Source organism: Sneathiella sp. P13V-1 (genome assembly GCF_015143595.1).
GTDB lineage: Bacteria > Pseudomonadota > Alphaproteobacteria > Sneathiellales > Sneathiellaceae > Sneathiella.
The window spans coordinates 945,181-970,442 of record NZ_WYEU01000002.1 but is presented as its reverse complement, the minus strand read 5'-3'; the positions used below and the strand labels follow the sequence as shown (position 1 = coordinate 970,442).

Sequence of the window (25,262 nt, the reverse complement as noted above, 5' to 3'; positions counted from 1 at the left end):
TTTTTTCCCCTTAGTCTTCACTAGTCAGCTCACTGAGGCGATCTGTCGCCTTTAGAAAATCTTCCATAAATTCATACATGACCGCACGTGTTGAGAGGCGTTTATTCATCATGCCAACGCCTTGCCCAACCCAATAACTTACGAGCTCTCTTGCCCCTTCATGTCCACCGTCAGCGAGCTTATGAATTTTTCGCATGGCTCGTTCTGTGAGCCCAAACTGGTGTGGCATCGGAAGGGGTGTTGGTGCATCTTCTTCTTCCCACGCATCGGTCCACGCACTTCTTAGCTGCCGCGAGAACTTTCCTGTTCTTGATTTTGACCGAATGGTATCACGCGATGAGGCAGCGATCAGTTTTTCTTTGATGACTTCTGATGTCTCGGCCTCAGCTGTGGTAAGCCAAACAGACCCTGTCCAGGCACCCGCAGCACCCATGGACATGCAGGCAGCCATTTGTCGGCCTGTGACTATGCCACCTGCGGCAAGAACCGGTATGTCAGCAATATGAGAAATGGCGTCAACGACTTCTGGGACTAAAACCAAGGTTGAAATGCTGCCGCAATGGCCGCCAGCTTCACCGCCCGCAGCAATAATCAAATCAACACCTGCTTTGGCCTGTTTCACGGCCTGATCTGGCGTACCAACAAGGGCGGCAACCGGAACACCTTCTGCTTTGGACCGTTCCAGCATGTGTTTAGGCGGAACGCCAAGTGCGTTCGCGATTAATGAAATTGGATGCTCAAAGGCAACATCCAACATTGTCGCTGATGCATCATCACGGGCATTGTCGCCAAGGCGCGTCCCACCTTGAAAACGCTCGGTTGTGAACTCTGATGCGTCAATGTTGTGTTTTTCCAGCAATTCGCGCACAAAACTCGCATGAGTTTCCGGCACTTTCAGTTCTGATGGTTTTTCATCTGATTTTGTTTTTTGATTTTTACCGTCAAACACAGCGGGAACAATCAGATCAACGCCATAAGGTTTCCCATCCACATGATCGTCAATCCAGACAAGCTCCTGTTTCAGCTGTTCTGGGGTGAGACCGGCAACACCTAGAACACCCATGCCACCGGCTTTAGACACTTCCACAACCACATCCCGGCAATGGGAAAAGGCAAACAAGGGAAACTCAATTCCTAAATCACTACAAAGCTTTGATTTCATGTTTTATTGCTTCCCTTTATCGGGTTTTTGTTAGTTAGATTGATTAGAAGTCAGAATTGCCATTCTTACAAATTCAAAATAAAGTTTTTGCCATGCATAATATGAATGGCATTCGATATGATTGATTTGAAAAAAATGCGCCATGTGGTGGAAGTTGCGCGGTCTGAAGGAATAACGCTCGCCGCACATAATTTGTCCATCACGCAATCGGCCCTTACCAGAAGTGTTGCAGACGTAGAAGAAGACCTTGGAGTTAAACTGTTTCAGCGACTTCCGAGGGGCGTACGTCTTACTGATGCAGGACGGGATTTCGTCACCACCGCAAAACGTATCCTGGGAGACGCGGAAGATCTTGTGGAAGGCATTCGAGATTATCGAGACCTGAAAGCGGGTAAGTTACGCGTTGGGTTTTCTCCCGGTGCTTTTCAGAAATTCTTCTCTCCTGCCCTTATGGATTTTATCGGTACTCACCCTCAGATACAGGTTGAAATGTATACCGGATCTGCAGAAAATCACGCGCCGCAGTTATTGAGCGGAGAGCTTGATCTTGTTTTTGGGACAGCCCGCCAGTTTCGCAGGTGGCCGGAGCTTGAAATTCTTCATTTAAGGGATTTGCATTGCAAAATGATGATCCGTAAAGATCATCCGCTGACGACACAGAAGAAAGTGAAACCTGAGAATTTAACCAAGTACCCTTGGGTGCAATCCTCCTCCATCGAGGAAATTGATAGTGACCTTACCAGAAGTCTCAATGCACTAGGTGATAAACAGTTTCGTCCTCATTATCTCTGCGACGATTTTGATCTCGTAAGAGATATTGTCCGAAGAACCGACGCGGCGTCTCCGGTCTTTGGCGTTGATCCTGCTTTTACGCATTTGCAAAAGGATTTCGTGTTACTGGATAACATTCTGCAACTGCCAACACATACTTTATCCGCGACGAAAAGTAGGTCACGCCCTTTGACGCCTGTGGCAGAGAGATTCCTGCAAAGAATTAAAAACTATCTGAGTGAAGTGTGATCGGAATTTGAAACACCGTCACCCGTTATAATTACATTATCAGAAGAATTTAGATGCAACAATTTAGAGAATATTAATATTACTAATATATGTGTGAGTCGTATGGATCATTCTATCCATAGGATAAAGGTTGGCGACCTTTCTCTATAACAACGAGCCTCGTATCAGTTCCAGTTCGCTTATCCCTAATTTAATTTATTTATAATTTCGGAGATGCTTCCCCATGAGTATCCAGAACCTGCGAATTTCGCAAAAACTACCACTTCTAATTATTGTCTCGTCTTTGCTGTTGGGCGTGAGCCTAGGTGGCATTAGCTATATACAAAGCGCTTCTACGATTGATTTTGAAGTGACGAAGAAACTTCAAGTAGCGCAACAGGCACGAACTAATGCGCTTGAGAATTATCTGACCAGTATCAAAGAAGATTTGTTGGAAACAGCTTCTAACCCAGCTGTTATTGAGGCGACTAAGCTATTTAACTCTTCTTGGAAATCTTTGTCTGGTGACCAGACAAAGACCCTGCAATCCCTATACATAACTGAAAATTCTTTCCCTACGGGGCAGAAAGAAAAATTGGATTACGCTGCTGATGGATCCTTTTATAGTGATGTCCATAAACGTTACCATCCCTGGTTTCGGCAGAAACTCTATACCAACGAGTACTATGATATTTTCCTGTTCGATTTAGAGGGAAACTTGACCTACAGCGTATTTAAAGAACTTGATTACGCAACCAATCTGGAAACGGGTAAATGGCAAGATAGTGGTCTTGGTGATGTATATCGCGCCGCCAAATCCAAGCTTCAATTGGACCACCAGATATTTATAGATTTTGAACCTTACGCACCCAGTTTTGGTGCCCCTGCGAGTTTTATCGGAATGCCAATTTTAGACGAGAGTACTCCCGTTGGTGTACTCGTGTTTCAAATGCCGATTAGCCGGATTAATACACTAATGCAGGATGCAACGGGACTGGGTGAAAGCGGTGAAAGTTACATTGTCGGTCAGGACTTGCTGATGCGGAGCGACTCTAGATTTTCTGAGAAATCTACCATATTGGCGCGCACAGTAGATACAGAGCCAGCCCGTCTTGCCCTAAAAGGAGAACAAGGAGCAATCATTGCACCGGATTATCGCGGTGTAGATGTGAAATCCATTTATGGCCCACTTGAATTCATGGGGGTTCGTTGGGCCATCCTTTCAGAAATAGATGAGGCAGAATATAGTGCGCCAATAGCAGATGTCAGAAATAATATGCTCGTTTTGGGAATAGCGCTTTTGTTTATTGTTGGCGCGGTTGGTGTGTTTTTCTCTCGTCAGTTAGTCAACGGCCTCATCGCAATAATTGCATCTGCAAAGCAGTTAGCAGATGGAGATACTGAAACGGCTATTCCAATGCAGGAAAAGCAAGATGAAGTTGGCGATATGGCCCGTGCCATAAAGATCTTCCAGGACAATGCGATTGAAATGGCCAGAATGGAAAACGAAAGGCTCAAAAAAGAGGAGGAGGAAAAAGCCCGTCAGGAAGAAGAGAAACTGAAAGTTGCCAAGCAATTAGAAATCGCGGCTGAAAATATGCGGATCAAAATTGCTCTTGATAATTGTGCAGCTTGTGTTCTTTTAACCGATACAAATGGTCAGATTTTATATGCAAACAAGGCTCTCTATTATCTGCTGAGTAAAACACAGATTGAGATTCAAAAATCTTATCCCCGATTTGACATTGGAAATCTTGTTGGCGACTCGGTACAGCCACTTTTACAGGCTGCTAATTTCGAAAACAGCCTGATGAACGCGGCTAGCACCAATCAAAAAGGTCGTTTTGTGTTCGGTAACACTACTTTTGATGTGATTTTTTCTGCAGTAAAGAATGGTGAAGGTGAAGTTATCGGCACGACTTTGGAGTGGGAAGATATTACCGAAGAGCTATCCGTCCGCGAAGAAATTGATGCGATGGTAACAGCGGTTGTTGCGGGTGATTTCACCAAATCCGTGCCTATTGAGGGCAAAGAAGGGTTTATGAAACGCCTGGCTATTGCCATGAATGATCTGAATGACACGGTTGATAGTGTTATTAGTGAAGTCGGTGCTGCTCTCTCAGCTCTTGCAAATGGTGATCTAACCTATCGGATCTCCAAGGAGTATGAGGGGACCTTTAACCAACTGAAATCAGATAGCAATCGGACTGCTGAGCAATTGAATGATATTGTCACTAAGATTATTAGGTCCTCACATTCAATAGGAGCTTCTGCAGAAAAAATAACATCAGGCAGCCGAGGATTAAATCAACGCACAGAGACTCAAGCGGCAAATCTTGAGGAATCTGCTGCTTCAATGGAGGAATTGTCTACGATTGTGAAGCAAAATGCAGAACATGCGCGTAATGCAAATGATCTTTCCATCGAAGCATATCGAGTTGCTGAAAGTGGGGGGCAAGTAGTCGAGAAATCAATGAACGCTATGTCTGATATTGAAGAGTCCTCTAGAAAAGTATTTGAAATAATTGGGGTCATAGATGAGATTGCTTTTCAGACAAATCTGTTGGCCCTTAATGCATCGGTTGAAGCTGCAAGGGCGGGTGAAGCTGGAAAGGGCTTTGCCGTAGTCGCTGCTGAAGTTGGAACACTGGCTCAGCGAACAGCAACGGCAGCGAAAGATGTCAAAACCCTCATTACCCATAGTGAAAAACAAATAAAAGGAGGCGTTTCTCTCACCAATGAGACAGGAGAGTCATTGAAGGAGATTGTTACAGCCATTAAGAAGGCAACAGATATTATTGGAGAAATCTCTGTGGCGAGTGAAGAACAAGCTCAAGGGATACAGGAAACTAATGCGGCCATTTCTGATATGGATCAAATGACACAACAAAATGCTTCATTGGTAATGGAAAGCTTGAATTCTGCAGAAAATTTGAGTGTCGAAGCGCAATCACTAAATGATTTAATAAGTTTCTTCCACTCAGAAGAAACAGGAATTCAGGAACAGGTAAAGTTGCGGCAAGTGATTTAATATAACAATCCATCAGTTCAAAAGGGCGGCCTAACTAGTGTCGCCCTTTATTTATGTTCAATCGACTGAATTGTAGGCCCAGAGGTCAATTGAAAGCAGCGCAGTAGAACTTGACATCTACCGTTGAAGGGATCAACGATAATAAGCGAGCTTATCAATCTAGCAATCAAGAACAATAAGGGTGAGGGGATGAGTGGTGATTTTCAAGATAAGGTGGTTCTGATAACCGGGGGAGCTTCCGGAATTGGTAAGGAAACTGCGCGCCAGTTTTTGGAAGAGGGAGCAAAGGTTGTGATTACGGATTTGAATGTTGGGGCAGGTGAAGAAGTATGCGCCACTTCAAAAAACCCTGACAACATCAGATTTATCCGACAGGACGTGGCAGAGGAAGCAGATTGGGAAAAAGTGTTCGAATTTGTCAGAAGTGAATTTGGAACACTTGATGTCCTCGTCAATAACGCAGGAATTGCCATTTCAACCCCACTTGAGGAAATGTCGTTGGAAGAATGGCGTCTTCAACATGCGGTTAATCTGGATGCCGTTTTCCTTGGTACGCGCTTTGCCATCAAAGAGATGAAAGGGCGCGGTGGTGCCATCGTCAATATCTCATCAGTTGCTGGTGAGGTCGGTATTTTTGCGGCTCCAGCCTATTGTTCCAGTAAGGCCGCTGTCTTGAATTTTACAAAGGCGACAGCCCTTTATTGTGGGCAATACAAGTATAACATTCGCGTCAATGCGATCTTGCCCGGCTATACGGAAACGCCTTTGGTCGAAGAAGTTATGGCCCAACAAGGCTCACCAGGAAGTTTTGGTCATAAGTTGAAGTCATTGCATCCTATTGGTCATTTTGGGGAGCCAGCCGACATTGCTGCTGGCATTTTATTTGCGGCATCAGACAAAGCAAAATTCATGACAGGAAGTGCCATTCCGATCGATGGTGGCTATCTCGCGCAATAGGATAAATTAGCAGGAACAAAAATTTGTGATTGCCAAAAGTGAAAACCTCATCTTAGTATTCTAACGTATGTTAGAATTAATGATTGGATGTGCAATGGCGAGATATTATGACGAGGTGGGTGTCCGGATTATTGAATTTACAGAGCCGGACAAACGTAATCCTGTCGGCACAAACGAATTTCAAGTCTTTGAAGAGGCGCTTAATACGGCGGTGGACAATAAAGAAATCAATGCCGTTCTTATCCGCAGTGAAGGACCAACTTTTTGCGCGGGAAATCGGAAATCAGAATTTGTTACCGACTGGCCTCAAGCCATGCATGGACACGCTTTCAGGTTCTTCAAAGCCCTACATGAATGTGAGTTGCCAATCGTGGCAGCGGTGCAAGGGGGAGCTGTTGGGGGTGGCGCTACAATGTTGCTTCATTGCGATATGGTGATCATGAGCGAGAAAGCATATCTGCAATATCCGTTTATTCAGCTAGGTGTTGTCCCTGAAGGAGCCAGCACGCGTCTTCTGCTCGAAAAATTGGGGCTACAGAGGGCCATGGATATTCTTTTGATGGGGCGCCGCGTAGGCGCGGATGAGGCGGTGTCACTAGGGCTTGCAAGTCAGGTGGTAGACCAAGATGAGCTGGAAAATGCGGTTAAACAGCGACTTGATATCCTCACCCAAAATCCACGTGAGGCAATGATACAAACCAAAAATCTAGTAAAACAAAGCCTGAATAACGGTATTGCCCCGTTGATGGAACAGGAAATTCAACTGATTGGTCATCTCATTGAAAAGCAGCAGGCCGATGATGGCAGTAATGCGTTTGAGACCACCTTTGGCAATAAATCCTGACCCGGCCCGGGTCAAGATTTAGTCAGATGTGTACATCCCGTGGCCGATGAGTTTGATGGCTTTTTCACTAAACTCTTCAACGGTATAATTTTCGATATCATACCATTCGATACTCCAGTTTAGCGCGCCCAGAATAAACTGACGAAGAGGGGTGATTTCAAGTTCTGACCTGAGGTGGCCGCTGTCGCGGGCTTTTCGTAGTAATCTGTCCCATAGTTTCGCGTAGCCGCGCCGCAAATCCTGGTGTTTTTCGCGAATTTCTTCCGGTAATTGACTGTAAAGGCGGATATTTGCCGACACATAGTCACCTTGCAGGAACAACATGCGAAGATGGGTCTGGATAACGGCTTCCAGAATTTCTTTGTCGTTTTTATCGGCGCATTCTTCGATGGTCTCGTTTACGGCGTCACTGATGGCACGAAGGCCGGTATCCAGCACTTCATCCATTATCTCATCCTTGGAGGAGAAGTGGTAATACATGCTACCTGCTTTTAGGCCGGCTTCTTCCGCGATGTCTTTTAGTGTGGTCGCATTATATCCCAGATGTTTAAAGACCTTGGCGGCGGCATTCAGAATGGTGCGGCGAGTGCGTTCCTTTTTTCTAAGCACTGTTTCGTTCGCTGGTTTTTGCTGCATGACAGTTGAAGTACTCACTTTTTCTTTGACCTCGCCTATGCGACCGCTATTCTAATTCAAATTAGATTAATTGTCAGAATAATAACAAGCGCTTCATAACACAGGTAGGGGCCATATGTCACAATTGGACTATTTTTATCCACCAAAAGACATTCAGGAAAACAGCAACCTCTGTGCTTTCCTAAAGGAAAATGGCTTTGAAAGTTATGAGGCGCTCAATGACTTTTCCATTCAGGACCCTGATACTTTCTGGGATATGATCCTTAAATGGCAAGGGATCGTCTTCGAAAAGCCTTATACGAAAATCAGGGATACGAGTGCCGGAATTGAATTTATTGACTGGTGCGTCAATGGGCAGATGAATTTGGTATCGTCATGCCTGGATTGTTATGAAAATACGGATAAATGGGAAAAACCTGCCATTGAGGCCATTGATGAAGCCGGAAATCATCGGGTTTGGACCTATCGCGACTATTACGAACAAAGTTGCCGTGTGGCAAACACTCTCGCTGAACAGGGAATAGGTAAAGGCGATCGGGTTGCCATTTTTATGCCGATGATCCCTGAAATGGCAGCGGCTTTTATGGCCATTGCGAGATTGGGTGCGGTTGCCATTCCTTTATTTTCCGGCTTTGCGGCCCCAGCCATTGCGCTACGTCTGGAAGATGCTGAGGCGAAAGCTGTAGTCACAGCAACATCAACGGTGAGGGCAGGGCGAAAAGTTGAAATGCTGCCGGCCTTGCTGGAAGCTGTAGAAACCTGCCCAACGGTTGCGAGCGTTCTATGTTTGAAACGCGAGGGAGATGATCTGCCTGAGAAGGAAGGTTTATCGGATTGGGCAGTAACTACGTCTTCTCAATCACCAACACGAAAGCCTGTCGCCGTTACTTACAAAGACCCTCTATTTGTTGCCTTTACCTCTGGCACCACGGGAAAGCCAAAAGGAGTGGTGCAAGGGCACCTTGGTATCATTGGAAAGACCATTACAGACTTTTTCTTGTGCCTGGATATGAAGGAAACGGACAGGCATATCTGGATGACTGATATGGGATGGGTTATGGGACCGCTGACGATTTTGTCCTCATCGCTGGCGGGGGCAACTGTCATTCTGGCGGAAGGGGCGCCGACAACGAAAGAAGATCCGTTCCGACTGCTTCGTTTGGTGGATGAGCTGAAAATCAGTCACTTGGGGATTGCGCCAACAGTTGCGCGGCAATTCATGACACTGGATCAATCAAAATTGGCGGGCCTGTCTTTATCATCATTGCGGATTGTGGCCTCAACAGGGGAAGCGTGGACACCAGATGCCTGGTATTGGGCATTGGAGAATATCTGCAAGAGGCGCGCTGTCCCTGTGAATATGTCAGGAGGTACGGAATTGGTCGGAGCTATTCTGACATCTACAGTTTTGCAACCAATTCCACCTTGTGGATTTTCAACACAAAACCTTGGGGTCGGGGCAAAGGTAATGCGTGCCGATGGGACAGAGGCTGATATAGGTGAAGTAGGGGAACTTGTGATGACCGAAGCCCCAATGGGAGTAACTATGGGGCTTTGGAAGGACAATGATCGATATATTCGAACATATTGGTCGACATTTCCGGGCGTTTGGCATCACGGAGACTGGGCGCATAGAAATGAAGATGGCACCTGGCATATTCACGGACGGTCCGACGATACCATCAATGTTGCAGGGAAAAGGGTGGGACCTCCTGAAATTGAAGGGGCGTTGATGGAAAATCCTATCGTTGCAGATGCAGCTGCCATTTCCGTACCTGATGACATCAAAGGGGTTGCTGTGGTTTGCTTCTGCGTCTTGAAAGAAGGAGCTGGCATTAGTGAAGATCTTGTTGTTTCTTTGCGGTCTCTGGTGGCAGAGAAAGTCGGTAAACCCTTCGCACCCAGAGAGATATTATTTGCCCCGGAATTGCCCAAAACACGAAGCATGAAAACCATGCGAAGGGTAATTCGCGCCACTTATCTTGATGAAAATCCGGGAGATCTCTCTTCCTTGTCAAACCCGGACTCAATCGAAAAACTAAAATTAAAGCAATAAGTTAGAATAAAAAACTTACAAATTGGTTTGAGGGTGAGAATCTGTTTGCTTTTTTTCTAATCAAAATTAGAATAATTGGCAAAACAACTAAGAAACGGGAAATGCAGCGGCTGAACCTGTCCTCAATATGTAAAAGGGCATGTTGGAATACTAAAGCTCTCAAGGTGCATGAAAACCCGAAACCAAATAAAAAAACAGGGATGAAACATGGAATTTGAACTTAACGACGAGCTGCGTCAAATCTATCAATATGGGGACAGTCTGGCCCAGAAATTTGATTTTCATTATTGGCTGGAACATGCACGTGCTCACACTTTTCCAACCGAAATGTTCAAGCAAATTGCAGAAGACGGTTTCCTTGGCATGATGGTTCCCGAAGAATATGGCGGTGCAGGCCTTGGGATGCAGGAAATGTCCTTGTTTATGGAAGGGACGGCTAATAACGGCATTCCGCTTTTGATGATGGTGGTAGGGCCTTGTATGGCCATGTCTCATCTGGCATCACATGGTACTGATTTTCATAAAAAAGAAATTCTGCCGGCTGCGTGCCGCGGCGACATGCAGCTTTGTTTTGCGATTACAGAACCGGGCGCCGGTTCCAATTCCATGCAAATCACCACAATCGCTAAACCAAAAGGTGACCGGTTCAGTCTCTCCGGTGAAAAAACCTTTATCACAGGTGCGGATCTTGCTGATTATTGCCTTGTAGTCGCCCGAACAACACCCTTTGGCGATGTGGCACAGAAAACGGACGGGTTTACAATTTTCCTCGTGGATCTCAAGAAAAAGGGTGTTGATATGCAGCGCGTAAAAATCGCTGTGCCAGTACCTGAGCAGCAATGGACACTTTTCTTTGATGAGGTGGATCTTGGGCCGGAAGATGTCGTTGGTGAGGTTGATAAAGGCTTTAATATCCTGTTTGATACGCTAAATCCCGAACGCATCACGGTCGCAGGAATGTGCGCGGGGGTAGGACGGTATGCCCTTGGACGTGCCGTTGAATATGCGTCTGAACGCAAAGTATTTGGTCAACCCATTGGGGCCCATCAGGGATTGCAGCATCCCCTTGCCAAAGCAAAAGCGAATATCGAACTTGCAAGTTTGATGGCCAGAAAGGCTGCCTGGCAATTTGATAAAGGCCTTGCCGCGGGCGAAGCCTCCAACATGGCGAAGTATGCCGCCGCCGAAGCAGGTATTGAGGCAGTGGATGCCGCAATTCAGGCTTTTGGAGGGTCTGCCTACACCGAAGATACTGGCATATTTGAAATGTATCCGATGCTCCGTGTTCTTCGCACAGCGCCGGTAAACAGGGAATTATGTCTCAGTTTCATTGGTGAAAAAGTCATGGGCCTTCCAAGGTCCTATTAAGGAGAGTTTCCATGGCAGAATTCGGAATGACCTATCGCCGTCCTGATTTTAAAAGCAAAATCGGGGCATCCTGTTGGCATGATGTCGAACACTCTTCCCACGTTGATATCTCGCATCTTCAGGAGGAAAAACTGCGGCGACAATTGAAGTATCTTGAGGAAAATTCCGAATTCTACCGCCGAAAGTTTACTGAGGCTGGCATTAAATTTGAAGATATTCAAACACTGAAAGATCTTCAAAAAGTTCCTTTCACCTATAAAACTGAAATACGTGATAGCCTGTCGGAAGCCCCACCATTTGGCCATCATCGCGCTGCAGATATGAGCGATATCATCCAGATGCAAGCCTCATCAGGGACAACAGGAAGTCCGTCCTATGTTGCGATGACAGAGAATGATGTCGTTATGTGGAATGAAATGTCAGCACGATGTTTGTTTGCTGGTGGCATTCGTCCAAATGATCTTGTCCTTCACGGTTTCTCACTCGCCAAGGGTTTTGTCGGCGGTGTTCCATTGACACAGGCAGTTCAATATATGGGGGCTGTAGATGTTCCTATTGGTGCCGATGGCGGCGTTGATAGATTATTGCGCGCCATTGTTGATCTAAAACCCCGTGCCATTATCGGTGCTCCGAACTTCATTCTTCATCTGGCAGAAAAAGCGCCGGAGCTGGTGGGGTGCAAAGCGTCAGATCTTGGTATCGAACGTTTGATCGTAGGCGGGGAGCCGGGCGGCGGGATCCCAGCCTTCCGAAGAAAACTGGAAGAGCTTTGGGGTGCAAAATGCTGCGAGCTTTTAGGGGGAACCGACCTTGGTGTGACTTATTGGTCCGAATGTGATGATCAAAGCGGGATGCATATGCTTTGCCCCGATTATATCATCACGGAACTTTATGACGAAGCCAGTGACAGTATCATTCCTTTTGAAAAAGGCGCAGAAGGGGAACTGATCTACACGGCTATAGGAAGAGAAGCCAGCCCGCTCATGCGGTTTCGCTCAGGTGATCATATTGAAGTTCTGGGCACGGATTGTGCCTGTGGGCGGACCGGTCCAAAAATTCGCTGTACCGGGCGAACCGATGATATGTTGATTGTACGTGGTGCAAATGTGTTTCCTTCCGCCATTCAAAGCATCATTGGCGACATGACACCGGAGACAAATGGCGTCATGCGGGTTTTCGCTGATTTCGAAGGACACACGACACAGGGCAACCTTAAAGTCATTGTTGAACGTGGGGCGGATCAGCCGGCGGAAAAAGATCCAATACTTAAATCTGAAATCGAAACAAGATTGCGTAACGCGTTGGTTTTCAGAGCAGAAGTTATTTTGGTTCCCGCAGATAGTTTCGATAAACCGGGGGCCGCAAAAGTAGCGCTTACCCTCCGCGAAAAGCCGGAGTTTCTATAAATGTCAGTCATCAAATCTAACCTGAATACCGCGGATGAAGCCTTTCAGCTTAACCGTGAAGCGATGAAGGAAAAGCTCGTTGAGCTTTTCAAACTCCGCCATAGTCAAAAACAGGGTGGACCTGAAAGTGTTAGAAAACGGCATCAGGATCGCGGGCGGATGTTGCCTCGCGACCGTGTGGAGGCACTGCTGGATCCCGGCGCTCCTTTCTTAGAATTGGGGGAACTTGCTGGCCTTGATCAATATGATGATGTGCCGCCCGGAGCCAGTCTGATTACGGGTATCGGCGTTGTCTCTGGCAGGCTTTGTATGATTATTGCCAATGACTCCACAGTTAAGGGAGGAACCTATTTTGGCCTCACCTGCAAGAAGCACGTACGTGCCCAGAAAATAGCGTGGAATAACAGGCTACCGGTTATCACGCTTGTGGACAGTGGCGGGGCCTTTTTGCCAGATATGGCGAATATATTCCCGGATGAAGGTCAGTTTGGTTCCATTTTTCATCATCAGGTAGGTATGTCTGGTGATGATATTCCCCAAATCGCGGTGGTGATGGGGCCGTGTACGGCAGGCGGTGCTTACATTCCAGCATTGTGTGATGAAGTTGTCATCGTCCGTGGACAGGGGTTCATGTATCTTGGTGGGCCGGAGCTTACCTATGCAGCGACAGGGGAGCAAGTGGATGCTGAAACGCTTGGTGGTGCCAAAATGCATTGCTCCATTTCCGGGGTGACGGATCACATCGCAGAAAATGATGCCCATGCCCTTTCTATCACCCGCGACATCGTTGGGCATTTAGGGGAGGCTCCAACGTCCCGTAAAACCAGAGATGAAAGCCGTGCGCCCTTATACCCTGAGGAAGAGATTTACGGGATTGTCAGCCGCGATGCCAAAATTCCAACAGATAATCGCGAGATCCTGGCGCGCCTTGTGGATGGCAGTGAGTTTCACGAATTTAAACCCCAATATGGTGACACCTTGATGACCGGTTTTGCCCGTATTCATGGCCATGAAATTGGTATCCTTGCCAATGACGGTGTTCTGTTTACGGAAAGCGCTAACAAAGCGGCCCATTTTATAAACCTTTGTTGTCAGCGCGATATTCCTTTGCTGTTTTTGGTGGATGTCACCGGTTTTATGGTGGGGCGTGAAGCTGAGCAGGCAGGCATTGCCAAAGCCGGTGCCAAGATGATCACCGCTATGTCATCGGCAAGGGTCCCAAAATATACTGTTATCACAGGCGGATCTTACGGTGCCGGATACTTGTCCATGCTCGGTCGCGCGTTTCAACCGGATGCCATGTTTATGTGGCCAAGTGGGCGTTCCGCGATTATGGGACCTGAACAGGCTGCCAGTGTTCTGGCGCAGGTACGCACTAAAATTAATGAACGGGAAGGTAAGACCTGGACGGCGGAGGAAGAGGAAGAATTTAAAAAACCTGTCCGCAAAATCTATGAGGATTTCCAGACAGCCTACAATTTTGCGTCCAATCTATGGGTGGACGGGGTTATTGACCCACTTGAGACCCGGGATGTTATGGCACTGCTTCTAGATGTCGCCGCGCGCCGTCCAAAAGTTGAAACAAATTTCGGTGTGTTCCGGTTCTAGGGGTGATCATGACTATCAAAACTTTACTTATTGCCAATCGCGGCGAAATTGCCTGCCGGATCGCAAGAACCGCTCGTGCATTTGGTATTGAACCAGTTGGTGTACATTCAGATGCAGATGCAACAGCCAAACATGTGAGAGATATTGGTAAATCCATTCATATTGGTGGCAGCGCAGCGTCTGAGAGTTACCTGAATATTGAAAAAGTTCTGGCAGCAGCTAAACAAGCCGGGGCGGATGCCATTCATCCGGGATATGGCTTCCTTTCGGAAAACCCTGAATTTGCCAATGCTGTAGAAGAGGCGGGGCTGATTTTTATGGGGCCGACTGCTGAAACTCTTATTCAGTTTGGCGATAAAGCCCGGGCAAAAGAGGCCGCAATCGCCGCAGGGGTTCCGGTGATCCCGGGAAGTGACAAAGCGTATGATAATCCTGCCGAAATCGAAACGGCTGTAAAAGAACTAGGGCTTCCTGTCTTGTTGAAAGCCTCAGCTGGCGGCGGAGGGCGCGGGCAACGTCTGGTCACGTCAATGCAAACGCTCTCAGACGATATCGAAGCGGCTCTCCGTGAAGCAGAAAGTGCCTTTGGGCGGAGTGATTTGTTGCTGGAGCGTCAGATCACTGGCGCGCGCCATATCGAAATTCAGATCGCGGGGGATGGGGCCGGGAATGTCATTCACCTTTTTGAGAGGGATTGTTCCTTGCAACGTCGCCATCAAAAAGTGATTGAGGAGGCGCCCGCTGCGGGGCTTGATCGTGCATTTCTTTCCAAAATAGCTGATGATGCGGTTCGGTTGGGCAAATCATTAAATTACCGAGGCCTTGGAACCGTTGAATTTCTGGTAAGCGAGGACGAATATTTCTTTCTTGAGGTAAATCCGCGCCTTCAGGTCGAGCATCCAGTGACTGAAGCTGTGACAGGGCTGGATCTAGTCGCTCTGCAGCTTTCTATTGCGATAGGGAAAGGTCTGGACCTTGATCAAAGCGATGTGACCTTGACGGGACATGCCGTTGAAGCCCGGCTATATGCAGAAGATCCAGAAATGCAATTTGCGCCCGCAACGGGTCAAATTTCTGATATTTCTCTATCAAAGGACATTCGGATTGATAGCGGCGTTGAGGCGGGAGACAGTTTCACTCCATTCTATGACCCAATGATTGCGAAGTTGATCGCTCATGGAGTGAACCGCGAAGACGCATTGTCGAAATTATCAGAAGCACTGAAAAATTCCCATATTGATGGGCTGGTCACCAATAAGGATTTCCTTCAATCACTGATTGAAGTCCCTGCGGTTCAAGATCTAGATTTTCACACACGAATGATTGATGAAAGTCTTGATGATATTCTGGCAAATACAGGGGGTCAGAACTTTAAGGTCTTTGCTATCGCTGGCTGCCTTTGGGGATATAAAAATCGCGATGGCAATGGAGGAGATCTCTGGTTAAATGATAAAAGTTTTACGGGGTGGCGCTCCGGCCTTGGTGAAGAAAGTAGGGTCAGCGGAATACCACTTAGCCTGACCTGTGTGGACATAGACAAACAGGTTGTTGTGTCGCCGCTTGATGGCGATGATTGTTATCTGGTTTCTGATGAAAATAAGGACAATCTTGTTCTCAAAATCACCTCCCTTGGTGAAAGCAGGTGGCAGGTTACTATCGGAAATGAAGTTCTTATGGTTTCAACCGAGTTTGCTGAAACATCCCTGTGTCTGAAAATTGGAAGCGCGCTGTATCATATTAATGTTGCTTCGACCCTTGAAAATGCATCTGCGGGTGAGGGGGCAGACAATCAGCTTCTGTCACCTCTGACGGGCGCAATCATCAAAATCTTAAGTTCAGATGGGGATCAGGTTGCTGCCGGTGACACGGTTGTAATTCTGGAATCCATGAAAATGGAGATCTCGGTGAAAGCTCCTTTAAGCGGCAAAGTTGATGGCCTTTGCGTTTCTATTGGCGCCATGGTGGATCGTGGTCAGGTTCTGGCTGAAATTAATCCGGTGTAAGGTAAAAGCATGACTGATTTTCCTAAGTCTGTGGAATTTCGTGAAGAAGGCCCAAGGGAAGGCTTTCAGATTGAAAAGACCATTTACCCGATAGAGCAGCGGATTGAATTGATTAATGCACTCAGCGAAACAGGTTTGAAAACCATCCAGGTTGGGTCTTTTGTAAGCCCAACTTATGTACCGCAGATGGCAGATACAGGAGAGTTGTTCAAGCGCATCAATCGAAAGGAAGGCGTGCACTACACAGCTCTATGGTTGAATGAAAAAGGCTTCAAGAAGGCTGTTTCCATACCGGAAATCGATATGGAACCCAAGCTTCTGTTTTACGCATCAGATGCCTTTGCGCAGCAAAATAACAATTGCCGCGCCTCAGAAATGAGGGAGCGTCAGCGCGATTGGGTTCATCTTTATAAAGAACATGATCTGGTGCCAGACAGTGCGTATGTCATGGCGGCTTTCGGATGTAACATGGAAGGTGATATTTCCACTGAACGGGTTATGGAAGATTTCAAATTCATTATCCGTTTGTCAGAAGAGGAAAATATCCCGATCCCGAACCTTTTCCTCGCGGATACGATGGGGTGGGGAAACCCGGAATCCGTAAAACGTCTCATTGGTGAAGTCCGAAACCTTGCCCCGGATACCAGAATTGGCATGCATATCCACGATACCCGGGGAATGGGGATCGCAAATGTCTATGCGGCGCTTTCCATGGGTGTAGATTTGTTTGAAAGTTCAGTGGCCGGTTTGGGTGGGTGTCCTTTTGCAGGACATGGACACGGAAATGCCGCCGGTAATGTCTGTACAGAAGATGCCGTATTGCTGTGTCATGAACTTGGAATAGAAACAGGAATTGATCTTGAAAAACTAATCAGTGCCTCTCGTCTGGCGGAACAGATCATTGGCCGCAGCCTTATGGGGCGGGTGATGCATTCGGGTGCGTTGGATAGCTTTCGCAGAAAGGTATAGCGGCTTCAATTTTATGGCCAGGACGCGAAAGAATTATCAAGCTCCAATCGTTGGAACTCTGCTCTGAATTTTCCGGGTGATTTGCCGGTAATTCGTTTGAAAAACCGGTTGAAATACGCAGCATCTTTGTAACCCAGCTTAAACGCAATTTCTGAAATCTGATAAGTGGAGTTGATCAAAAGTTCCTCCGCTTCCTGGATCATTTTATGGTGGATTTCTGAAAGCGGTGTACGACCAGTTGCCCGCTGTATGACAGATGTTAGCCTGTCTTTTGAGACTCCGATATGTTTGGCATAAGTCTCTACAGTCCAGTGATCTGTTAAATGCAAATCCAGAAGAGAATTGAAGTTTTGATATATCGTCCGGGGGAAAGATTTGTTTGTTGTTAATTCAGGCTCGGATATTCGCCAGATTTCAATCATGAGCAAGGTTAGACTATACCTGACCAGACTTTGCGATGCAGGCTGATTTGCATACAATTCCTCTGAGATATTACTAGCCAAACTGTGTAGACGGCTTAGTGTTTTCGGGTCGATATTCTTTGAAATATTGACTTTCCCGAGCGCAAGACGAACTTCATTGCCCAGCGCGCCTGCCGGAAGCGCGGCGCCTAGGCTGACTTCCGGTATACTAATTACATTGCCCATCCCACCTGCGTGAACTGTAATACTGGATTTCGTCCCTTGAGGAAGCCAGATCAGACACGGGGATTGGATAATAATGGCATCACTGGTTTGGCAGGTGCCATCCGAAATCATAAAGCAATGGGATCGCCCCCCGCGAAGTTCAAATGTTTGCGCATCGAGTGTACTGATTATTTCATGCGACTCTGTATTGTCAGAGCTTAGATATCGGCTGTTGTTTATCGAATATGGCAGCATATTTCATACTTCTTGAAATTCGGATGTCAGTTCATTAGGCAAAATTGATGGAAATGCCTACCGCTTCCCGTTTCTTTCCTGCAAAAGTACAATTTTTTCCTCTTTTAGTCTATTTTTCTACTCAAGTTCCAAATTTAAGCTCTTTGTGTATTCGGAAAGCAACCCTAACAAGGGGACCTCTGCCAGATCATTGTGATGTTGCAGTTTGCCTTTCGAAACGGGAGGAAAACATGAAGAAATTAAATTTTGGGGCAGCTTTTAAGCTGGCCGCGACGGCTATTGTTGCATCATCATTTTCGATCGTCAGCACCGCAAGTGCGGAAAAAACAGTAAAGATTGGATATGCGGTTTCAAAGACCGGACAGAATTCCGCGGGCGCTAATATTACAACTGTTCCGAATTACAAACTTTGGGTCGATCAGGTTAACAAAGGCGGCGGTCTGAAACTTCCCGGTGGTGAACGCCGTAAAATTGAAGTGATTGAATATGACGACCGTTCATCCTCAGAAGAAGCGGTGAGGGCCGTCGAAAGGCTGGCTGTCCGGGACAAGGTGGATTTCATTCTGCCGCCATGGGGAACCGGTTTTAACCTCGCCATCGCCCCGCTGATGGATAAACATAACTATCCGCAGCTCGCGGTAACTGCGGTAACCGATAAAGCGCCTCAGTTTGCAAAACGCTGGAAAAAAAGTTTCTGGTTCTTAGGCGGTGGTCGGGATTATGCGACGGAACTATCCAACATTCTTAAATCCGCTAAAGATGCAGGAAAAATCAACGGTAAAATTTCTGTTGTTTCCGTTGCTGATGGGTTTGGTATTGATTTGATCAAAGCTGCTCGTCCTGCATTAAAGGATGCAGGGTTTGATCTTGTTTACGATAAGACTTTCCCGATCAAAACGTCAGATTTCAGTTCAATGATCAATGACGCAAAATCCAAAGGTGCAGATACGTTTATTGCTTTCTCTTATCCACCTCACACTTTTGCATTGGTGAAACAGGCGCAAGTTGTCGATTTCAATCCAAAGATCTTCTATTTAGGTGTTGGCGTAGGCTTTCCGGTATTCGAGAAAATTGCTGGAAAAAACATCGATGGCATTATGAGTTTGGGTGGAGTTAATCACAAAAGTGAAGCCTTTCAGAAATACGCCAAAACGCACATGGATCTTCTCGGTAGTCCTCCAGACTATTGGGCAAGTAGCGTAACCTATGCCAGCCTTCAAATGCTTGAACAAGCTATTGGAAGAGTAGGTCTGGACCGCGAAGCGGTTGCCAAGGAAATCTCTAGTGGCAGTTTTGACACCATTCTTGGCAATATCAAACTTAAGGATAACCAGTTGAGAACACTATGGTTTGCAGGCCAGTGGCAAAACAACAAATTCGTGGGTGTCTCTCCGTCTTCAAGAGAGGGTGCCACGGATGTTGTCATTCCTAAAGCCCGCTGGGTAAAGAATTAAGTAGCGTAACGCGTCGAAGGAAGTGTCAGATGTTAATGACTACTCTTATGATCGGGCTGGTTCTTGGGGGGACCTATTCATTGGCCGCATTGGGGATGACCATGCAATATGGCGTCGCCCGGATCATGAATCTAGCCTATGGGGAGTTAATGATAACGGCTTCCTTCGCCACCTTTGTTTTGTTTTCCACGTTTGAGATCAATCCATTACTGGCATTGCCGGCAGTAGCCACAGGCGGCTTTATTTTATCCTATGTCATCTATGGGCTTCTTATGTCGCCTTTGGCAAAGCGGGCAAGTGACGCTGGGGCACTAGAGGTGGACTCAATTCTTGTAACCTTTGGATTGTTGTTCTTGTTGCAAGGTATCTTGCTCGTAATTTTTGGAGCGGATTTTACCAGCTATACTTTTTTAAATACACCGGTTGAAATCTTCGGTGTTGTTTTGGCTGCAAACCGACTGATCGCACTTGTTGCAGCGGTGGTGCTGGGCGGCGGTCTCTATCTGTTTATCAACAACAGTAGATGGGGGCGGAATTTGCGGGCCGTTGCGACAAACCCGGAAAATGCGCCACTTGTCGGTATTGATCTGGAAAGAACAGCCCGAACTGCTTTTGCTGTAGGCGGCATGTTGGCGGCATTGGCCGGTGTCATCGTCTCCATGTTCCAAACCTTTACGGCAACGGCAGGTGTCATTTTCACCATGAAAGCCCTGATCGTCGTGATCATGGGAGGGGTTGGAAATTTCATGGGCGCACTTCTTTCCGGATTGATCCTTGGATTAGTTGAAGCCCTGGTTTCATCATATATAGACCCGGGATTAACGCTGGCCGCTGTGTATCTTATTTTTCTCGTAATATTGCTATGGCGCCCACAGGGGCTCTATGGAAAAGGCTAGTATATCAAATGTTTAAAGTATCTTATTTAGCCTTTGCCTTAATTTCTGGCGGCTTGTTTTCTGCCCCCTATATTCTCGACAGTTATGGTTTGGGGTTGATGGTTGGTATTGCAAGTTACGTTGGCCTGGCAACGGCTTGGTCAATTTTCTCAGGACCTACCAGATATATATCGCTCGCCACTGTCGCGTTCTACGGTATTGGTGCCTATACAATGGCAGTATTGGGAGAGCATTTAGCTTATCCAGCTATCTTGTTGGTATCATTGTTAATAGGTGCGGTTCTTTCATTGATTGTTGGGGTGGCCACCCTTCGTTTGGCAGGCGTCTATTTTGTAATTTTCTCCTTCGGGCTAACTGAATTGGTTGTTCAATTGGTAACCTGGTTCGAAGTGAATGTAACAGGAGAGTTAGGCCGTTACATATTTCTAGAATTGGAAACGCGGCACATTTATTGGATGCTTCTCTCCATCGCGATTTTCACTCTGCTCATTTCATGGGGAATAAAAAGGAGCCGAATAGGTCTCGCCCTTCGTGTTATCGGTGACGATGAAATGGTTGCGAAGCACTCAGGTATTCATATCACAAACATTAAGCTCATTCTGTTTGCATTGAGCGCGTCCATTATGACTTTGATCGGTGCTGTTCAGGCTCCAAGATGGGTATATGTGGAGCCAAGCATTGTCTTTAATCCGGTTGTTTCCTTTTTGACAGTGATTATGGCGTTGTTTGGCGGTTCCAACCGATTATTTGGACCGGTATTTGGCGTCATTCCTCTGTTTTTGCTGTTTGAATGGCTGTCGGCAAACTTCCCGAACCACTATTCCATTATTTTGGGCATTCTATTTATCGGAATTGTTTTTGTCCTGCCAAGAGGTGTGTTGGCATTCTTTGAAGAGAATTATGCAAAAATCTCAAGCCGCATTGGAAGAAATACAGCAGAAGGAGACATCAAATGACACGTCTTCTGAAAGTAGAACATGTTGTAAAGCGGTTTGGCGGTTTGGCTGCAGTAAATGAAGTCTCCTTTGAGATGAACGAAGGTGAAATCATTGGGTTGCTTGGGCCTAACGGTTCAGGAAAGACTACAATGATGAACCTGATATCAGGTGCACTTCCTCTTACGCATGGGCAAATAATATTTGATGATATTGATATCTCAAAAAAGAGATCAGACCAGATCTTCAATTATGGGATTGCTAGGACCTTCCAATTGGTTCGCATTTTGCCAAGCCTCACAATTCTTGAAAATATTCAAACCTCTTTGGCATTTGGCCCAAGGAAAATGTGGGGAAATGAAGCGCAATCTCTCGCATTGGCTATTTTGGAACAAGTAGGGCTTCAAGGACGTGAAAGGGAAAGCGCCAGCTCTCTTACCTACATCGATAGCAAACGGTTGGAACTTGCGAGAGCGTTGGGAGGGCAGCCAAAACTTCTGATGTTGGATGAGTGGTTATCAGGTCTAAACCCGACGGAATTAAACACTGGTATTGAACTCATTCGTTCATTGCAAAAAGAAGGCATAGGTATCTTGATGGTTGAACACATAATTGATGCGGTGAGGGAGCTTTGCCCACGTTGCGTCGTTATGAACTCTGGTGAAAAAATTGCGGACGGTCCCACGGGGGATGTACTGAACGATCCTCATGTTGTCTCTGCGTATCTGGGAGATGACCATGCTTGATGTATCAAACCTGTCTGTCGCATATGGGAAACATCAGGCTCTCAATTCTGTTTCAATACAAGTTGAGAAAGATGAAACAGTTGTTATCCTCGGTTCAAACGGAGCGGGGAAGACTTCTCTAATGAAGGCAATCGCAGGCCTTGTGCCTTCTGATCCGAGCTCAAAAATTGATTTTTTTGGAAACTCCCTGAAGGCAATTCCCAATCATAAAATTGTCGAAACAGGTCTTGCTCTGGTGCCGGAAGGTCGTGGATTGTTTCCGCAACTAAGTGTCCTGGAAAATTTAAAACTTGGGGCGAACCCCAAGAATTCACGTGGCTTGGAAGAAGAAAAACTGGAATTGGTGCACGAACTTTTCCCGAGGGTAAAAGAACGTTCAAGGCAGTTGGTTGGAACCATGTCAGGTGGAGAGCAGCAGATGGTTGCTATTGGGCGGGCATTGATGTCCAACCCAAAATTACTGGTTCTTGATGAACCAAGTTTGGGGCTCGCGCCCATTGTCGTAAGCGAATTGTTTGAAGCACTTGAACGAATAAAGGAAACCGGTGTTTCCATGCTCATTGTAGAGCAAAATGTCAAAATCAGCCTGAAAATTGCCGACCGAGGATATCTCATTGATACAGGGGATATTGTCGGTGAGGGTACAGCAGAAGAGCTACTGAATAGTTCTGATGTCAAAACAGCATTCTTGGGTAGTTCTCACTAGAAAGTTTAAGGAATTTCTATAATGAAACAGTTGGGTCTTCTTATCGGCGGTGAATTTGTTGGATCATCATCGGGAGAGAGTTTTGAACGCCAAAACCCCATAACAGGAGAATTGGCAACCGTTGCAGCCGCTGCCACAATTGATGACGCTGTAAAAGCCGTGAATAGTGCAGCTGCGGCATTTCCAGAATGGTCAAATACAACGCCTAAGGAAAGAAGAAGCATACTGTTAAATGCCTCCCAGGCGCTACTGAACAGAAAAGAAGATTTTGTGGCGGCAATGGCTGATGAAATCGGGGCAACCCGCGCCTGGGCGGAATTTAACGTGGGGTTGGCCGCTGATATGTTGGTGGAAGCGGCCTCAATCACTACTCAGATTACCGGCGAGATTTTGCCTTCTAACAGGAAAGGTAGCCATTCAATGGCAATCCGTCAGCCGGTTGGTGTCGTTCTTTCAATTGCCCCTTGGAACGCACCCGTTATTTTGGGTGTCAGATCCATTGCGGCGCCACTTGCCTGCGGCAATAGCATCGTTATGAAAACGTCTGAGATTTGCCCAAAAACACATATGCTGATCTTGGAATCTCTACAGGAAGGTGGGGTTCCTGCTGGTGTTTTAAACGGCATTTCCAATGCCCCTGCACAAGCTGGTGAAATCGTTGAAAAACTGATTGCACATAACGCTGTTCGCCGCGTGAACTTCACAGGTTCTACGCGAGTAGGGCGCGTCATAGCGGAAACCGCGGGGCGCTATTTGAAGCCGGCACTTCTTGAGCTGGGCGGCAAAGCACCGGCCATTATTCTTGATGATGCCGATCTGGATCACGCAGTAGCGTCCATCGCATTTGGTGCCTATATGAACCAAGGACAGATTTGTATGTCGACAGAGCGCGTCATTGTTGTTGATGAGATTGCAGACAAATTTGTCGAAAAGCTGACAGAGAAGGTGAAAAGCCTGAAAGCTGGAAATCCTTCTGAAGGAAATACACCCCTTGGATCGTTGGTCGATACAACTGCTGCACAACGTGTTGAATCTCTTATTTCGGACGCTGTGTCAAAAGGAGCTGTTCTTCTTGCCGGTGGAGCCAGAGAAGAAACTATTATGGACGCCTGCCTTTTGGATCACGTCAACACGTCCATGCGGATATTTAATGAAGAAGTATTTGGTCCCGTGGCCTGTGTGTTCCGTGTCGGCAGTATTGATGAAGCGGTAAGGATCGCAAACGACACCGAATATGGTTTGTCAGCGGCTGTTTTCGGTAAAGATACAACACGCGCTATGTCAGTCGCCAAGCGCATTGAAAGTGGTATCTGCCATATTAACGGGCCAACTGTTCACGATGAGGCACAAGTACCATTTGGAGGCGTTAAACAGTCGGGATACGGCCGTTTTGGTGGCTCTGCCGGTATAAATGAATTTACTGAGGTTCGATGGGTTACAATTCAGGATGGGGGCCTGCATTATCCAATCTAATCGAACCCAGCTTTGACTCCAGTGAATGCAGCCAACGCATTTGCTGGAGTTCTTTTTTATCTAGGATGCAAAGCGCGCCTTAGTTTTTCTTCTGAAATGCCCAATTGCCGGGCTGCATCTCTGAAATCTGGGGGAGGTGGGCCCAAAGCGCGTCTAAGGTCATTTACATGAATACCCAGTTTGTCTGCCGCTGCATTTAAATCAGGTCGCCCTCCGCCGGGCCCTTGGCGATCTCTACCACGCCCTTGCGGACCTAATGCAACGGGGGTGCCCATAAAGCACCTTGGGACAACAGGGAAAGTTTCCGTCAGGAAGTAAGCGTAGGTTCCGTTTGGAAATTCCTTTGAAATGGTCATGGTCCCATTGCAGGCATCAAGGTCACCATGCCCTTCCACAAATTCCCAGTCGGCGACAAAAGCACCGTCATATTTACCGCCAGGATTATTCCCGCCTGAGAGTCTATTTCCATTTTTCAAGCTGTAAGAGGGTTTGACCTTTTTTATTTGCCCGTTTTTTTGTCCAAACAAGGCATAGATCGGAAAACCATCCATAGCCCAGCCAACGAGTGGAGAATGTTTCCCACTTGAAAACCCGATATTCTTCAAAAGGCCGGTAGGAAGTCCGTGATAGTGATAGGTTCCATTGGGTTGAACATGGGCGTGATGGGCATCAAAACCCAACGGCAAAGCACTCCCTAACGGATCATATTGCCATTTGGAATTGCGGTCCCCATGATACCATTCCGCAGCCTGTGGGTCGAAGAGTACGCCATTTACACCGATCCCAAAAACACCCAGTGTATAAAAACGAGGTGCAGTGCTTTTCTTTGGCTTTAAGGGAAGTGAAAACTCCAGATTTTGTTCACTGATATGATTTGGGTTTCCCTCACCGGGAAAACGCCCGGTTTTGTGCTTTGAAATACCGTTGGCGGATATTACCCTGCGATCCCCCTTAACAGTCACCGTTACTTTACTGGCGGTAATAGGATCAATTTCAGCTTCTCGAAGTTGAATGTCGCCAGCTTCTGTTGCACGGTGATAGCGCGTGGGGGGCGCTTGTGCCTCGCTTATCTGCGGTGCCATTACTGCCATCCCAAAAATACAGGCGATAATATGTTTTTTCACAATAGACT

At 46.7% G+C, this 25,262-nt stretch carries 20 protein-coding genes; 16 read left to right on the top strand and 4 right to left on the bottom strand.

Annotated features, from left to right (window positions below; genetic code table 11):
• Positions 1-10: 10 nt before the first annotated feature.
• Complete coding sequence (locus GUA87_RS11615; protein WP_193716717.1) at positions 11-1,162, bottom strand: NAD(P)H-dependent flavin oxidoreductase; 1,152 nt, start codon at positions 1,160-1,162, stop codon at positions 11-13.
• Positions 1,163-1,279: 117 nt separating this feature from the next.
• On the opposite strand from GUA87_RS11615, the gene GUA87_RS11610 reads away from it, so the two are divergent.
• The 4 genes from GUA87_RS11610 (at position 1,280) to GUA87_RS11595 (ending at position 6,993) form a co-directional block, all read left to right on the top strand.
• Entirely contained in the window at positions 1,280-2,182 is a 903-nt protein-coding gene (locus tag GUA87_RS11610; RefSeq protein WP_193716716.1) for a LysR family transcriptional regulator, read from the top strand.
• Positions 2,183-2,405: 223 nt separating this feature from the next.
• On the top strand, positions 2,406-5,192 hold the full coding sequence (locus tag GUA87_RS11605) for a methyl-accepting chemotaxis protein (RefSeq protein ID WP_193716715.1): 2,787 nt from the start codon (positions 2,406-2,408) through the stop codon (positions 5,190-5,192).
• Between the two features lie 189 nt (positions 5,193-5,381).
• Positions 5,382-6,149 (top strand): glucose 1-dehydrogenase, encoded by a 768-nt coding sequence (locus tag GUA87_RS11600; protein ID WP_193716714.1) that lies wholly within the window; start codon positions 5,382-5,384, stop codon positions 6,147-6,149.
• A 94-nt stretch (positions 6,150-6,243) separates the two neighbouring features.
• Positions 6,244-6,993, top strand: coding sequence for an enoyl-CoA hydratase/isomerase family protein (locus tag GUA87_RS11595; protein WP_193716713.1), 750 nt, complete (start codon positions 6,244-6,246; stop codon positions 6,991-6,993).
• An 18-nt stretch (positions 6,994-7,011) separates the two neighbouring features.
• Here GUA87_RS11595 and GUA87_RS11590 read toward each other — a convergent pair whose 3' ends face one another.
• Positions 7,012-7,647 carry a TetR family transcriptional regulator gene (locus GUA87_RS11590; RefSeq protein WP_193716712.1) on the bottom strand — a complete coding sequence of 212 codons (636 nt, stop codon included), beginning with the start codon at positions 7,645-7,647 and terminating at the stop codon, positions 7,012-7,014.
• A 97-nt stretch (positions 7,648-7,744) separates the two neighbouring features.
• Between GUA87_RS11590 and GUA87_RS11585 the strand changes: the two genes are divergently transcribed.
• From GUA87_RS11585 to GUA87_RS11560, 6 genes are all read left to right on the top strand, one after another.
• A complete protein-coding gene (locus GUA87_RS11585) occupies positions 7,745-9,685 on the top strand; it encodes an AMP-binding protein (protein ID WP_193716711.1) in 1,941 nt (646 codons plus the stop codon).
• A 207-nt stretch (positions 9,686-9,892) separates the two neighbouring features.
• A complete protein-coding gene (locus GUA87_RS11580; RefSeq protein WP_193716710.1) occupies positions 9,893-11,053 on the top strand; it encodes an acyl-CoA dehydrogenase family protein in 1,161 nt (386 codons plus the stop codon).
• 11 nt (positions 11,054-11,064) lie between these two features.
• On the top strand, positions 11,065-12,459 hold the full coding sequence (locus tag GUA87_RS11575; RefSeq protein ID WP_193716709.1) for a phenylacetate--CoA ligase family protein: 1,395 nt from the start codon (positions 11,065-11,067) through the stop codon (positions 12,457-12,459).
• The gene (locus GUA87_RS11570; protein WP_193716708.1) at positions 12,460-14,067 is read left to right on the top strand and encodes a carboxyl transferase domain-containing protein; all 1,608 of its coding nucleotides are present in this window, start codon (positions 12,460-12,462) and stop codon (positions 14,065-14,067) included. It begins immediately after the preceding gene.
• 8 nt (positions 14,068-14,075) lie between these two features.
• Positions 14,076-16,070 carry an acetyl/propionyl/methylcrotonyl-CoA carboxylase subunit alpha gene (locus GUA87_RS11565; RefSeq protein ID WP_193716707.1) on the top strand — a complete coding sequence of 665 codons (1,995 nt, stop codon included), beginning with the start codon at positions 14,076-14,078 and terminating at the stop codon, positions 16,068-16,070.
• A 9-nt stretch (positions 16,071-16,079) separates the two neighbouring features.
• Positions 16,080-17,039, top strand: coding sequence for a hydroxymethylglutaryl-CoA lyase (locus GUA87_RS11560; protein WP_193716706.1), 960 nt, complete (start codon positions 16,080-16,082; stop codon positions 17,037-17,039).
• Positions 17,040-17,050: 11 nt separating this feature from the next.
• On the opposite strand, the gene GUA87_RS11555 is transcribed toward GUA87_RS11560, so the two are convergent.
• Positions 17,051-17,797 (bottom strand): helix-turn-helix domain-containing protein, encoded by a 747-nt coding sequence (locus GUA87_RS11555; protein ID WP_193716705.1) that lies wholly within the window; start codon positions 17,795-17,797, stop codon positions 17,051-17,053.
• 353 nt (positions 17,798-18,150) lie between these two features.
• Between GUA87_RS11555 and GUA87_RS11550 the strand changes: the two genes are divergently transcribed.
• Genes GUA87_RS11550 through GUA87_RS11525 form a run of 6 tightly spaced genes read left to right on the top strand, consistent with a single transcriptional unit; the run spans position 18,151 to position 24,130 of the window.
• Complete coding sequence (locus GUA87_RS11550) at positions 18,151-19,374, top strand: amino acid ABC transporter substrate-binding protein (RefSeq protein ID WP_193716704.1); 1,224 nt, start codon at positions 18,151-18,153, stop codon at positions 19,372-19,374.
• A gap of 29 nt (positions 19,375-19,403) precedes the next feature.
• The gene (locus GUA87_RS11545; RefSeq protein WP_193716703.1) at positions 19,404-20,270 is read left to right on the top strand and encodes a branched-chain amino acid ABC transporter permease; all 867 of its coding nucleotides are present in this window, start codon (positions 19,404-19,406) and stop codon (positions 20,268-20,270) included.
• Between the two features lie 8 nt (positions 20,271-20,278).
• Positions 20,279-21,226, top strand: coding sequence for a branched-chain amino acid ABC transporter permease (locus tag GUA87_RS11540; RefSeq protein ID WP_193716702.1), 948 nt, complete (start codon positions 20,279-20,281; stop codon positions 21,224-21,226).
• Positions 21,223-21,951: an ABC transporter ATP-binding protein gene (locus tag GUA87_RS11535; RefSeq protein ID WP_193716701.1), complete on the top strand. Its 729-nt coding sequence runs from the start codon at positions 21,223-21,225 to the stop codon at positions 21,949-21,951. The genes GUA87_RS11540 and GUA87_RS11535 overlap by 4 nt, the downstream gene beginning before the upstream one ends.
• Positions 21,944-22,657, top strand: a complete 714-nt coding sequence (locus GUA87_RS11530) for an ABC transporter ATP-binding protein (protein WP_193716700.1) — start codon at positions 21,944-21,946, stop codon at positions 22,655-22,657. Before GUA87_RS11535 ends, GUA87_RS11530 begins: the two co-directional genes overlap by 8 nt.
• 21 nt (positions 22,658-22,678) lie before the next feature.
• Positions 22,679-24,130, top strand: a complete 1,452-nt coding sequence (locus GUA87_RS11525; protein ID WP_193716699.1) for an aldehyde dehydrogenase — start codon at positions 22,679-22,681, stop codon at positions 24,128-24,130.
• 56 nt (positions 24,131-24,186) lie between these two features.
• Here the strand turns inward: GUA87_RS11525 and GUA87_RS11520 are convergent, their stop codons facing one another.
• Positions 24,187-25,254 carry a YHYH protein gene (locus tag GUA87_RS11520; protein ID WP_193716698.1) on the bottom strand — a complete coding sequence of 356 codons (1,068 nt, stop codon included), beginning with the start codon at positions 25,252-25,254 and terminating at the stop codon, positions 24,187-24,189.
• Positions 25,255-25,262: the final 8 nt, after the last annotated feature.